Annotated in this window: 11 protein-coding genes; all 11 read left to right on the forward strand. The window is 52.5% G+C overall.

Features of this window, described 5'->3' with window-relative positions:
- Positions 1-21 precede the first annotated feature (21 nt).
- The 11 genes from B0B52_RS05940 to B0B52_RS05990 all read left to right on the forward strand — a co-directional run bounded on the left by B0B52_RS05940 (position 22) and on the right by B0B52_RS05990 (position 12,863).
- Positions 22-1,317, forward strand: a complete 1,296-nt coding sequence (locus B0B52_RS05940) for an N-acetyl sugar amidotransferase (protein WP_077592697.1) — start codon at positions 22-24, stop codon at positions 1,315-1,317.
- Between the two features lie 5 nt (positions 1,318-1,322).
- Positions 1,323-1,994 (forward strand): cytidylyltransferase domain-containing protein, encoded by a 672-nt coding sequence (locus tag B0B52_RS05945; protein WP_077592698.1) that lies wholly within the window; start codon positions 1,323-1,325, stop codon positions 1,992-1,994.
- A 17-nt stretch (positions 1,995-2,011) separates the two neighbouring features.
- Positions 2,012-3,103, forward strand: coding sequence for a UDP-2,4-diacetamido-2,4,6-trideoxy-beta-L-altropyranose hydrolase (gene pseG / locus B0B52_RS05950; RefSeq protein ID WP_139351829.1), 1,092 nt, complete (start codon positions 2,012-2,014; stop codon positions 3,101-3,103).
- Positions 3,100-3,753 (forward strand): UDP-glucuronic acid dehydrogenase, encoded by a 654-nt coding sequence (locus B0B52_RS05955; RefSeq protein ID WP_077592700.1) that lies wholly within the window; start codon positions 3,100-3,102, stop codon positions 3,751-3,753. The genes pseG and B0B52_RS05955 overlap by 4 nt, the downstream gene beginning before the upstream one ends.
- A gap of 61 nt (positions 3,754-3,814) precedes the next feature.
- On the forward strand, positions 3,815-4,801 hold the full coding sequence (pseI, locus tag B0B52_RS05960) for a pseudaminic acid synthase (RefSeq protein ID WP_371327379.1): 987 nt from the start codon (positions 3,815-3,817) through the stop codon (positions 4,799-4,801).
- A complete protein-coding gene (locus B0B52_RS05965; RefSeq protein WP_077592702.1) occupies positions 4,798-6,579 on the forward strand; it encodes an LIC12162 family protein in 1,782 nt (593 codons plus the stop codon). The genes pseI and B0B52_RS05965 overlap by 4 nt, the downstream gene beginning before the upstream one ends.
- A gap of 39 nt (positions 6,580-6,618) precedes the next feature.
- Complete coding sequence (locus B0B52_RS05970; protein ID WP_077592703.1) at positions 6,619-8,514, forward strand: acyltransferase family protein; 1,896 nt, start codon at positions 6,619-6,621, stop codon at positions 8,512-8,514.
- 90 nt (positions 8,515-8,604) lie between these two features.
- Complete coding sequence (locus tag B0B52_RS05975; protein WP_077592704.1) at positions 8,605-9,333, forward strand: class I SAM-dependent methyltransferase; 729 nt, start codon at positions 8,605-8,607, stop codon at positions 9,331-9,333.
- Positions 9,330-10,343, forward strand: a complete 1,014-nt coding sequence (locus tag B0B52_RS05980) for a glycosyltransferase family 2 protein (RefSeq protein ID WP_077592705.1) — start codon at positions 9,330-9,332, stop codon at positions 10,341-10,343. The genes B0B52_RS05975 and B0B52_RS05980 overlap by 4 nt, the downstream gene beginning before the upstream one ends.
- Positions 10,344-10,364: 21 nt before the next feature.
- Complete coding sequence (locus B0B52_RS05985; protein WP_077592706.1) at positions 10,365-11,615, forward strand: class I SAM-dependent methyltransferase; 1,251 nt, start codon at positions 10,365-10,367, stop codon at positions 11,613-11,615.
- A 36-nt stretch (positions 11,616-11,651) separates the two neighbouring features.
- Positions 11,652-12,863 (forward strand): Gfo/Idh/MocA family oxidoreductase, encoded by a 1,212-nt coding sequence (locus B0B52_RS05990; RefSeq protein WP_139351830.1) that lies wholly within the window; start codon positions 11,652-11,654, stop codon positions 12,861-12,863.
- Positions 12,864-12,872 lie beyond the last annotated feature (9 nt).

The following is a 12,872-nucleotide window of genomic DNA, read 5'->3' on the forward strand; positions in this document are numbered from 1 at the left end:
CATCAACCATCGGGAACCCAGATGAGATATTGCGCGAGATGCCTTTACCCGGAGAATGCCAAGCCGACCATTATTTTTGATGAAGAATGCATTTGCAGTGGTTGCAGATACCACGAGAGCCGCAGCAAGAAGCTGGATATCAACTGGGATGAGCGGACGCAGATGTTCCGGGAAATCCTGGAAGAGGCAAAGCGGCTAGCCAAAAAAAGGGGCAACAGCCACGATTGCATCGTTCCTGTGTCGGGTGGCAAGGACTCGCACTATCAGGTGTGGCTCCTCAAGGAAAAGTTCGGGATGAACCCCTTGCTGGTGACATTCAACCATGCTTACAACACGCCTGCGGGCAATCGCAATCTCTACAACCTGGTCGAGAAGTCTGGGTGCGACTTTGTGCGGTATACCGCTGGCCTGGACTCAGTGCGTCGCATTTCGCGCCACATGCTGCAGACTGTTGGTGACCTGACCTGGCACTATCACGCCGGTATCCGTACTTATCCCTTCCAGGTGGCAGTGGAGCGCAATATTCCCTTGATTGTTTGGGGTGAGCACGGATTCGCCGAGCTTACTGGTATTGTTTCGCTGGAGGACTTTGTTGAATTCACACGGTGGACGCGCAAGGAGCATGACATGCGCGGATATGAGCCGCAGGACCTGATCGGAAAAGGCGGCATCACGGAGCAGGACATCGCACCCTACATCTATCCTTCTGATGAAGACATCGCGCGCGTCGAAGTCCGCGGCATCTATCTCTCCAACTTTCTTCCATGGAATGCAACGGCCCAGGCGGAAGTCATGATGAGGGAGTGGAACTTTGCGCCAATTACCTATGAACGTGAACGCACATTCAACTTGCACGGAAAGATTGAGGATCATGCCAACGATGTGCATGATTACCTGAAATACCTGAAATTTGGGTATGGGCGTGCCACGGATGACGCAAGTATGGAAATTCGTCACGGACGCATGACCAGGGAGCAGGGCATGGCGATGGTCAAGCGCTACGACGCGCGTGAGCCGTCTACGCTGACAACTTATTGCGATTTCCTGGGCGTAACAAAGCAGGAGTTCTACGACTGGGTAGAGCCCATGCGCGATGAGAAGTTGTGGCGCAAGGGCCCAGACGGCGTCTGGACTCCGCAGGACGCCGTATTTCTTCATGAGATCAGCGAAGCCGAAGAGCAGGCCCGCGTTGCCCCCTCAACCGAGCGCACCTTCTCAGAAGCTAACAGACGCATGTATTTCAACCCGGACAATCCTCCGGAAAAATCAGGTGAAGAGGCCCTCGATAAGCCGAGCGTCACTTTTCGGGTGATCTGAAACGTATGTCAACCGCGGCCCTTATTCCTGCCCGTGGCGGGTCGAAAAGACTGCCGCGTAAAAACATCATGGAGGTGGGCGGAATGCCGCTGATCGCGCATGCCATAGGCACGGCTAGGGTCTCTGGCCTTTTTGAGCACATATTTGTCTCGACTGAAGATGCTGAAATTGCCGATGTCGCCAGGAGGTACGGCGCAGAAGTTCTTGAGCGCCCGGCTGAGATCGCGCAAGACCATTCGACCGTTGTGCAGGTCTGCCTGCATGCTCTCGAAGCCGTTCCAGATATACAAATTCTGTGCTGCATTTACGCAACGGCGGTATTCCTGAAATCATCAACCTTGTTGTCGTCGTGTGAACAACTGATGGGGGATCCTGATGCCGACTTTTTGATGGGTGTGTCCGAATATGAGCATCATCCGGTTCAGGCGCTGAAGGCAGATGGCCAAGGCAATCTTTCCTACATGTGGCCGGAGTGGCGCGGGATTCAGTCTCAGCAATACCCTAAGCTGTTGGTCAGCAATGGCACCTTTTGCTGGGGACGGCGCGAAGCCTTGATGCGTGAGAAGAGCTTTTATGGACAGCGTTTAAGAGGTTTTGTTGTGCCGCCCGAACAGGTTTCTGACATCGACACCCCGCATGATCTGGACCGGATTATCCAGCGGTTTAAGACTCATTGATGCGATGACGGTTGATCTTGAAAAGTAATAACGTGGCGTTCCGTGTTGATGCTTCGGCTCAAATGGGCTTGGGGCACTTTATGCGGTGCCTGACGTTGGCAGATGCTCTGAAAAATCGTGGGGTGAATACCCGGTTTTTAAGCCGCAATTTACCTGCCTATCTTCAACAGCTGCTTCAAAGCAAAGGCCATGAAGCAACGATTTTTGGAAGCATCGAAGGCAGAGATGTCTGCGATCCGTTGGCGCATGCGAGCTGGCTTGAAAGCTCGCAGCAGCAGGATGCGACGGACTGTGCTGAGGCTCTTTCGGACTTGTCCTGGGATTGGATAATCGTTGATCACTACGCACTGGACAAGAGATGGGAGTCCGCTGCCAGTGGCTTTGCCAAAAAAGTAATGGTTATTGACGACATTGCGGACCGCCATCATCAAGCCAACGTGCTTCTGGATCAAAACCTCTATCTCAATATGAATCAGCGCTACGCCGGGTTGCTGAATGCAGACTGCGTTCCGTTGTTGGGTCCACAGTATGCTTTGTTAAGAACCGAATTCGTGCAGCAGCGGAAGACGTTGAGGGAGCGTACCGGGGATGTAAAAAAGCTGCTCATTTTTTTTGGTGGCACGGATGCAACGAATGAAACCGGGAAGACGCTGGAAGCCATTGAAATGTTGGAAATGCCGGAACTGGAGTTGGACATTGTTGTGGGCGCCTCCAATCCGCATTTCGCCGAGCTTGAGTTCTTAGGGGGAAAACGGGGCAACACGCGCATCCATCGACAAGTTTCGAACATGGCCGAACTGATACATGCTGCCGATCTCGCCGTTGGTGCTGCGGGCACGGCTACGTGGGAGCGATGTGCTTTGGGGCTTCCGGCACTTGTGATGTCGGTTGCAGAAAATCAGATAGAAATTGCGCGAGGTGTGGCTCATTTCAAGGCGCAGCAATATCTTGGTGCGTGTGCAGATGTTTCTGTTGAAAAGATCGCGTCAGAGCTGAAGATTGCAATAGAGTCGCCTTTCTCATTGCGGGAAATGTCACGTGCAGCTGTCTCACTCGTTGACGGTTTAGGCGCTGATCGTCTGGTTGCAGTTTTGCAGGAGGCCGTTTGAGAATTTCCATTTTGTGCTCGGATCCACAGCATCCGATATCCAACTTTCTTGCCGACTGGATTGCGCGGCACAAGCTTGAACATCAGATTGATTTGGTGCATGCAGAGGCTCAATTGTCTGGGGGAGACATTCTTTTCCTTATTTCCTGCCATGAACTGATTCAGTCGGATGTGCGCAGTTTGTATAGCGCGACGCTGGTGATTCACGCCAGCGATCTTCCACTAGGCAAGGGGTGGTCACCCCATATCTGGCAGGTGCTTGAGAAAAAATCCACCATCAAGGTAACCCTCCTGGAAGCCGCCGATGCGGTGGACAGCGGGGATATCTGGAGCCAGACTGACTTTGAGCTGGAAGGCCACGAAACTTTCGATGAAATCAATTCAAAGCTGTTTGCGGCAGAAATCAGATTGATGGACTTTGCTGTCGAGAATTTTGGAAAGGTCAGTCCAAGGCGGCAGGATGGGCGGTCCCCAACCATGTACCGTAAACGGACGCCGATGGATAGCAAAATCGATCCCTCTCTATCCTTTGCGGAGCAGTTCGATCTGTTGCGTGTTGCTGACCCCTCAAGGTTTCCGGCATTTTTTGATCTCCGAGGCCATCGTTACTTTATCCAGATCACCAAGGACAAACCCAATGCGAAAAAGTGACATTGTTAAAATCGGCACGCGACCTATCGGACGCGATACTCCCCCATTTGTGATTGCCGAGATGTCTGGCAATCATAATCAGTCCCTGGACCGTGCCTTGGCCATCGTGGATGCTGCCGCCGCGACAGGCGCGCACGCCCTGAAGATCCAGACCTACACGCCAGACACCATGACGCTTGATCTGGATGAGCGCGAGTTCCATATCAGCGACCCCAAAAGCTTATGGGCCGGAACGTCGTTATACAAACTCTATGGGGAGGCGTACACGCCTTGGGAGTGGCACAAGCCAATTTTTGATCGAGCGCACCAATTGGGAATGATGGCCTTTAGTACGCCATTTGACGACACTGCCGTGGATTTTCTCGAGAAGCTTGATGTACCTTGCTACAAGATCGCTTCTTTCGAAAACACTGATTTGCCTTTGATACGCCGAGTGGCGGCTACCGGAAAACCTTTGATCATCTCCACTGGAATGGCCACGGTCGCTGAGCTTGACGAGACGGTTTCTGCTGCGCGCGAAGCGGGATGCACGCAATTGGTATTGTTGAAATGCACCAGTACCTATCCCGCGACACCTGAAAATTCCAACATTTTGACAATTCCGCATTTGAGGGAGTTGTTCGGTTGCGAAGTAGGTCTGTCTGACCACACCATGGGCGTGGGTGTATCAGTCGCCAGTGTGGCCTTGGGGGCCACTGTCATAGAAAAACACTTCACGTTAAATCGCGCGGATGGCGGGGTCGATTCCACATTTTCCATGGAACCCTCAGAAATGAGGCAGTTGCGTGTGGAGACCGAGCGAGCATGGCAGGCGCTGGGATGCGTCAGTTATGGGCCTCTAGAAGCAGAAAAAAAATCGATACAGTTCCGTCGTTCGCTTTATGTCGTCAAAGATGTAAAGGCCGGAGAGAAAATTAACTCTGACAACGTGCGCGCCATACGGCCCGGCTTTGGCTTGCCGACAAAGTTCGCCAGCGTTTTTATGGGAAAGGTGTTCGCGCGTGACGCTAAAAAAGGAACGCCGCTTGCTTGGGATCTTCTTGGATGAACGCCGATGTTGACTCCGATACGCGCGTTTTCCTGGCCACCACGGCACTGGAACAATTTTGGAATACTGCTGTGCGTATTGTTTTCGCTGGAGAGTGGTGCCTTTTGCCTCGAAATCAATCTAGTTGGGGAAGCCTTACACCGGAACTGATGCGTAGTCCTTACGAAGGAAGTGATTGGGACCGACGATCCTACGGCCTCATCACTGAAACATACGAAAGCCTGTTGCCCGCACTTGCAAAAAGACTCAACGCGCTTCACAACGTTAATCATGATCACCGTTATTGGCGCATCATGCTTGGGCCATGGCTCCAGCTATACGTTTCAGTGACATATGACCATTTCTTGTATCTTAAGACAGCCATGCTCCAGTATCCGGGCTTCACGACGATTGGGCTTTCCCATGAATCATTCGTCACACCTATCGACACGATGCACCATGTGGAACTAGCCAAAAAAGATCCATACAACCTTCAGATTTATACCAACATAATGCATTTCTTGGGGATGTGCATTCCCCTCAAACCATTGACGATTGCGCTTTTAGACACGCGTCACCATCCTCGCGGAAAATTCTTCTCCGGATTTTTGACGCGTATCGCGGAATGGATCACAAACCTTTGCACAACCCCCCGATTCACGCTTCATCTTCAGGCCTCATATTTCACAAAGAGGTCGTTGAGGAAGCTGCTGGCCTTACATCCTGGAAAGATCTGGCCGCGCTCAAGTGCATTGGATCGATGCAGTGCATTCAGTCTGGATGCTGACAAGCGCAAGCAACTGGAGGGGCTTCAATTTGAAGGTGGGGAGTTCGCACGTTGCTTGTCGACCATGCTCCCCGCTGATATTCCACAATGTTTTGTTGAAGGATTCGATGCACTCCAACAAGATGCTCGACGCAAATACTGGCGCAGGCCCAAAGCCATATTCAGCTCCAACAGCTGGTATTTTGATGAACATTTCAAGCACTGGGCAGCGACATCGGCCGAAAAAGGCAGTTTGCTTTTGGGCACACAACACGGTGGCTGTTATGGGTTACTGGCGCACAAACTAGCGGAAGATCACGAACTGGCGATAGCCGACCGCTTTTACTCATGGGGCTGGACTCGCGAGGGGGTCAACGCACAGGTAAAGCCTATGCCGGCCACAAACATGACTGGCTCCATCGTGGGGGCTGACAACAAAAAGAACGATATCCTGTGGGGGGCAACGGTTGAACCCAGATACGTACTTGAGCTTCCTCGCCTGCCTTCGGCATTCCCGGAATATATGAACAGGCAAATGCGGTTCCTGAAGTCGCTGCCTTCCCGGTTGCTTGAGGAGATTCGTTTGAGGCCGCACTATGAAGACCATGGGTGGGGCATCGTTGAAAGACTTACGCAGTATTTCCCGGCTCTGAGGGTCGAAACTTGGGCGGTGTCATTTGAGGATAGTCTTGCAGATTGCCGGCTGTATGTTTGCGATCATCTTTCGACCACCTACGCGCAGGCCTTCGCCGTCAACAAGCCTATCATTCTTTTTCTTTACGACCAACAGACGACTCGCCTGAGCGCGCAAGCCGAACCCTGTTTTCTTGCTTTGCGCGAAGCTGGGGTGATGTTTGATACGCCGGAGGAAGCGGCTGATGCGGTTTCAGCGATATATGACGATGTTGAGACATGGTGGAACGAACCGGGGCGCCAGAATGCCGTCCAGTTATTTCGTGATCGATTCCTAAAAACGTCGCCTCATTTGATCGCACTGTGGAGCGAAGAATTCGCAGGCATTCTGGCATCTTGACGTCGAAAGTTCACGCGTTCAATCTCGTCATCATTCCATATGAAATACAGAAGAGAAATAGACGGGCTGCGCGCGCTGGCCCTGCTGCCGGTGATCTTTTTTCACGCAGGGTTTCAGACATTTGGCGGCGGCTATATCGGCGTCGATGTTTTCTTCGTCATCAGTGGGTACCTGATTACTTCGATCATCCTGGCTGAGAAGGCGGCGGGGACATTCACTTTACGGTCGTTTTATGAGCGCAGGGCCAGACGGATCCTGCCAGCGCTTTTTCTGGTCATGCTGGTGTGTATTCCCTTCGCGTGGCTATGGCTGTTGCCAAGTGACATGAAAGAGTTCTCCGCAAGCCTGGTCGCTGTTTCAACTTTTTCTTCCAATGTTCTTTTTTGGTGGGAGAGCGGCTATTTCGACACGGCCGCTGAACTCAAGCCTCTTTTGCACACCTGGAGCCTGGCGGTTGAAGAGCAGTATTACCTGATATTTCCGTTGTTTCTGATGCTGACTTGGAAGCTGAACAGGACGAGGATGGTGTGGTTGCTGCTGGCCATTGCGGTTGTTAGCTTGGGGTTGGCCCAAAAGGGGGCCTTTGCCAGCCCCGCGGCCACCTTCTATATGCTGCACACGAGGATATGGGAGTTGCTAGTAGGCGCCCTTTTGGCCTTCTATATGGCGCGAGAAGCGGCGGGTTCTGTCAAACCGAATCCGCAGCTTGCCTCTTTTGCGAGTCTTGCCGGCCTTCTCTTGATTGTGTCCGCGGTGCTGTTCTATGGGAAGGGTACGCCGTATCCCAGCCTGTTCACGCTGCTGCCTGTTCTGGGGGCGGGTTTGGTTATCCTGCTTGCATCACCTGAAAACTTTGCCGGCCGCCTGCTGGGAAGTCGCCTGCTGGTTGGCACAGGCCTCCTGAGTTACAGCGCTTATCTGTGGCACCAGCCTATATTTGCATTTGCCAGGCGCAAGGCCCTTGAAGAGCCGGGACCTCTGGCATTTCTGGCCATGGGGGCTTTGGCTTTTGTGCTCGCGTACCTCAGCTGGCGTTACATAGAGCAGCCTTTCCGGAAGCGTTCCGGTGTGGCTTCGACGCCCGCCCTGATCACGGGTCTTGTTTGCATTCTGTTCTTTTGGGCGTTCGCTGCGGGCAGTCAACTCGACAATGGCTTCGCCAGCCGTTATTCGCAAGCTGACAAAGCAGTAATCGTTGAAAAGAAACTTCTCGACGCCTATGTCTGGAGGCGAATGGAGGAATTGCAGCTTCGGGACTTCGCGCCGACGGGAAAGCCGAAGATCCTTGTGATCGGAGACAGCTTTGGCGGGGACCTGGTCAATGCGTTGACTGAGGCGGGTCTGGACAGAAACTTGGCTCTTTCGACTTTCACCATGAGTGCCGTTTGCGGCAATCTGTATCTTGACCCTGCGCTGATTTCCCTCAAAAGGCCCGAGACAAAAAAGGACTGTATTGGCGAACGCAGATATGACAACCCAAAACTCAAGGAGCGCATCAAACAGGCCGACCACGTGTGGCTGGTGTCCCGCTGGGATCAGTGGGTGGTCGAAATGCTGCCGCAGAGCAATGAGGCGCTGGAAAAGGAATTCGGCCGTAAGTTCTTGATATTTGGGCCAAAGAACTTCGGACGACTTAACTTGCTCAACCTGGTCGGCATGAGCCCGGCAGAGCGGGCTGCTTATACAAACACGTTCTCTGGAGAGCATTCTGCGGTGAATCGTTTGATGAAATCGACCCTGGATCCGTCCGGTTTTGTGGATGTCAGCGAATTGCTCTGCAACAGCGACTCGGCCTGCCATCTGTTCACGTCTGGGGGATCACTTATTCCGTTTGACAATGGCCATTTGACGAAGGATGGTGCTGCCTTTTTGGGCGCGCGTCTGAAGGTTTATTTCAAAACTCATCCTGCAAGCCAGCTTGGTGGGACAGTTTGAACAGTGCGGATCATTCTCGGGATCTTTTCCCTATGTGGCCCGAGTCTGAATTTTTGTAATTGATAATGTGCAGCCGATGCCGTTTAACACATGCTCCAAAAACTAAAAAGGCGAATGCGCCGAGAGGCTTTCCATCCGTCCTGGCTGGGCATGGTCATCAGTCCGGTTTACATCGTGAGGCGCGGTCTGCACAAAACCATCCTGGACCTCTCCCCCGCAATTGGCGGGAGGGTTCTCGATCTGGGCTGTGGGACAAAACCCTATGAATCGCTGTTCACGAACGCGACGTCCTACACGGGGGTGGATATTGAAGTGTCGGGTCACGACCATGCCGACAGCAAGGTGGACGTTTTTTACGATGGGAAAACCTTACCCTTCCCCGATGAAAACTTTGATTCTGTAGTGAGCTTTGAAGTCTTTGAGCATGTTTTCAACATTGAGGAGGTGCTCGGTGAGGTTATCAGAGTGATACGGCCAGGAGGACGTTTTCTGTTAACCATTCCCTTCGCTTGGGAAGAACACGAAGTGCCCTATGACTTTGCGCGATATACCAGTTTTGGAATTGAACACGTGCTTCGGCGTGCAGGATTTGATGGAGTGCGTACTGTCAAGTCCAGCACGACTGTTTTGGCCATAGGCCAGCTGTTCATTGCTTATCTGGCTAAATATGTGTCACCCCAGAAGCGATTTCCAGCGATCGCTTTCCAGCTGCTTGTTATTTTTCCGCTCAATGTTGTCTCTGTGCTGGTAAACGCGGTGTTACCGAAGCAGTATGGCTATTTTTGCAACTGTGTAGTTGTTTGCGAGAAGAAGTCATGACCAAGCTTTCGATTTGCATCCCGACTTACAACCGGGCGGGGCATTTACGAAACTGCCTTAATTCCATTGCCCTCAGTAATTTGCAGTCCATTTTTGACTATGAAATCTGCGTATCTGATAACAACTCGACCGACGATACCGAGGCGGTTGTACGGGCCGCACAACAGGGCTTGCAGATTAAATACCATAGGAACTCAAGCAACCTCGGTATTCCAAGAAATTTTCTGAACGTGGTGGGTATGGCTACGGGCGAATTCGCCTGGCTGATCGGTGACGACGATCTTCTAATACCGAATGCAATCTCCGATCTGTATCGCCTGATCGACGAACACCCGGCGGTCGACTTCTTCTACGTCAATTCTTATCACTTGCATACGGAATACCTGCAGGGGTATCCGGCGCCCTTTGATACGGCCAACCTGCCTGCTAAAATGCAACCGTTTTCGGAGTGGAAAAGCGCGGGGGAGTTGAGGTTTATCGACCTGATCGATCCAAAAGTATCATTCGATTTCTTGGGGGGCATGTTTCTCTCTGTATTCAGAAAGTCGCTGTGGGACAGCAACGTGGGAGTGTTGAGTCCCAAAGCCCTTTCTGACAGCCGGACTTTTTCTCACTTTGACAATACGTTCCCGCATGTGAAGATTTTTGCAAATGCATTTGCAGGTTCACGGGCCTATTTTAATGACAAGCCCTTGAATGTCTGCCTGACGGGAGCGCGGGAATGGTCGCCGATGTATCCCTTCATACACAGTGTCCGGCTCGTGGAGGCGCTGGACGAATACAGGCGAAACGGTTTGCCTTATTGGCGATACGTTTATTGCAAAAATTTTGCGCTGAATAACTTCATGTCGGATTTTGCAAACATGTTTCTGGCAAAGGATGTGTCAGGTTACCGTTTTATAAAGCCCGCCAGGCTACTTGCCGCCTACTGCCTGTACCCCAATTTTTACCTGTCTTTTATTTATTTCTTTTTTCGGCGTGCGCGCAGGCTTTTTCAATCGGCGTCATAACTTCTATTCAGCGAATATCAAATGAACAACAATGTGAACCAGATAAGTCTTTGCGAGGTATGCGGGAATACGGACCTGCACTCAGTCCTGAATCTGGGTCCACACCCGATGTGTGATGATCTGGTTCCTGTAGGCGATTCCAGGGTCTGCAATGAATACCTCATAGAAATTTTGTTTTGCAAGAAGTGCTGCACGGCGCATCAGCGGTTTCAGGTGCCGAAAGAGGATCTTTTTCCAAGCTCATACCACTATAGGTCACGCTTCACGGCTGACGTGCTGAACGGCATGAAAGGGCTCGTCGAGTCGTGCGCATCCCGCTTTGGTGATCTCGCCGGAAAAAAGGTGCTTGACATCGGGTGCAACGATGGCAGCCTGCTGGATTTCTTTCGTGCAAAGGGAGCCACAACCATTGGCCTTGAACCCACGGCAGCGTGCTTGGATGCAAAAGAAAAGGGGCATGTGACCTACAACGAATTTCTGTCTCCCGCTGCCGCAGATGTCATTGTCCGGGACAACGGAAGACCTGACTTCATTACTTTTACGAACGTCTTTGCACACATAGAAAATCTCGGGGAAGTGCTTGAATCCTTGAAACGGTTGATGGCCCCGCACACCACCATCGTGATTGAAAATCACTATTTGGGTTCGGTTCTTGATGGTAATCAGTTCGATACGTTCTACCACGAGCATCCTCGTACCTACAGCTTCAATTCCTTTGTGCACATGGCCCGCAGTCTGGGGCGTGATTTGCTGGGCGTCGAATTTCCAAGCCGATACGGTGGAAATATCCGTATCTTCATCGGTGACGGCTCAGGGGGGGCGCAGCCGGGAGATGTTGCAGCACTGCTTTCGCGTGAAGAGGGCTACTTTGACAAATTTCTCGCGATGCAGCAGAACATTGAGAAATGGAAACGTACAAAGCGCGATTTTCTCATGGCCCAGTTCAAGCAGCACGGCAAGTTGCGCGCCAAGGCATTTCCAGGTCGCGCCGCCATCCTGGTGAAATTGCTGGATCTCAATGAAGACCTGATTTCGGCGGTTTACGAGAAGCCTGGCTCGTTAAAGATCGGCAACTACCTGCCGGGTACGCGCATCCCCATACTTTCGGATGACGATCTGTTTGCCTTGCCCGACCAGGGCGCTCCCCTGCTGAACCTCGCATGGCATATTCCCGCCGAAATCAGGAGCTATCTGGCCGGGCACGGGTACAAAGGGCCCATCACGGACATACTGGGAGCAGATGATTTCTTGGCTGACAAGACATCTCAGTAACTGCGATCAGCCTCATCTCTTGTAAGCGATTGATTCGTGGAGACTTCAATCACATCGACATGGCCTCGCAATGTTGTTGTGATGGGAGGCGGTCGATGGGCCCGTGTTTATGTCGAGGTGCTGCTTCAGCTGCTGCCCGTCAGCAGCAAGGTGTTTGTTTACTCGCCGCGCAGTGGGCAGTTGATGGACAGCTGGATCCAGAAACGGGGTGTTGGCGAGCGAGTCAATGCTTTCAGTTCCTTGCCAGTATTGCCTGCGTCCGAGTCCAGGGCCGTTATTGTTGTGAATGCAGCTGTTGACCATGAGCGGTCTGCTGAGTGGGCAATCCTGCAGGGAGCGGCAGTACTTGTAGAAAAACCCCTCACCTTGAGTTTCAGCGCGTCGCGTCGGTTGGTTGAGAAGGCGGATCGGCAAGGTGTGTACTTGGCGGCGGCTCACGTGTTTCTCTTTGCCGGATATCTGCACAGTTTCAGGCGCCAAATCCAGACGCTGGGTCAGGTTGCCACTATCGACGTCTTGTGGGCAGATGCGGCAGTGGAGGCGCGTCACGGGGAAGTGAAGAGCTTCGATCCCGGACTGCGAATATTCGAGGATTGCATTCCCCATGTGATGTCCATGCTGGAAATACTGGATCCTGGTGCGTCGCTGGTCATGGTTGGGCTAGAGTTGCGCCGCGGAGGCGCCCAGCTTGACTTGGTGTTTGCGAGCTCTGCACGGCGCTACACCGTCCGTCTTGCGCGAAACGGCCAAACGCGGCGACGGATTTTGACCGCTGCAGGTGCTGCCGGCGCGTGCACGTTGGACTTTTCCTGCGAACCCGGAACAATCACGAATGGGGCTGGGACAATGTCTGCGCTCCCTGATTGGGCTTCCGTGCAAAAGCCCCTGTCCTGCATGCTAGAGGGGTTTCTTGTCGCTGCCGGGGGCGGCCATCGTGATCCGCGGCTTGAACCTGAAGTCGGTTTGAGGGCTGCTCGTCTTTCGGAGGAAATTGCTCCTGTTTATGCGGCGGCTCAGGGAGAATGGCTCTCAAAAAGACTGGTTGCCGCCAGCGATAATGATGAAGACTTGTATTACGCTCTAAGGGAAATAGCGATGGTGGATGATCCGCATAGCCCGTTTATCCATAAAGACATCCTGAACAGGCTAGTTGGTGAGGTCAGGCGCGAGGCGCAGGCAGCGGCCAGCAAGGACCTGCTTGTGCCGGAGCTGGTGAAATCAGTGTTAAACAAAATCAGAACGAAATGATGGATAACC

The sequence above is a fragment of the Polaromonas sp. A23 genome (assembly GCF_002001015.1).
Taxonomy (GTDB): Bacteria; Pseudomonadota; Gammaproteobacteria; order Burkholderiales; family Burkholderiaceae_C; genus Polaromonas.

Coding starts and splice junctions, on each gene's coding strand:
- B0B52_RS05940 (WP_077592697.1), top strand. CDS start 22: ATGAGATATTGCGCGAGATGCCTTTACCCGGAGAATGCCAAGCCGACC.
- B0B52_RS05945 (WP_077592698.1), top strand. CDS start 1,323: ATGTCAACCGCGGCCCTTATTCCTGCCCGTGGCGGGTCGAAAAGACTG.
- pseI (WP_371327379.1), top strand. CDS start 3,815: ATGTCTGGCAATCATAATCAGTCCCTGGACCGTGCCTTGGCCATCGTG.
- B0B52_RS05965 (WP_077592702.1), top strand. CDS start 4,798: ATGAACGCCGATGTTGACTCCGATACGCGCGTTTTCCTGGCCACCACG.
- B0B52_RS05970 (WP_077592703.1), top strand. CDS start 6,619: ATGAAATACAGAAGAGAAATAGACGGGCTGCGCGCGCTGGCCCTGCTG.
- B0B52_RS05975 (WP_077592704.1), top strand. CDS start 8,605: ATGCTCCAAAAACTAAAAAGGCGAATGCGCCGAGAGGCTTTCCATCCG.
- B0B52_RS05980 (WP_077592705.1), top strand. CDS start 9,330: ATGACCAAGCTTTCGATTTGCATCCCGACTTACAACCGGGCGGGGCAT.
- B0B52_RS05985 (WP_077592706.1), top strand. CDS start 10,365: ATGAACAACAATGTGAACCAGATAAGTCTTTGCGAGGTATGCGGGAAT.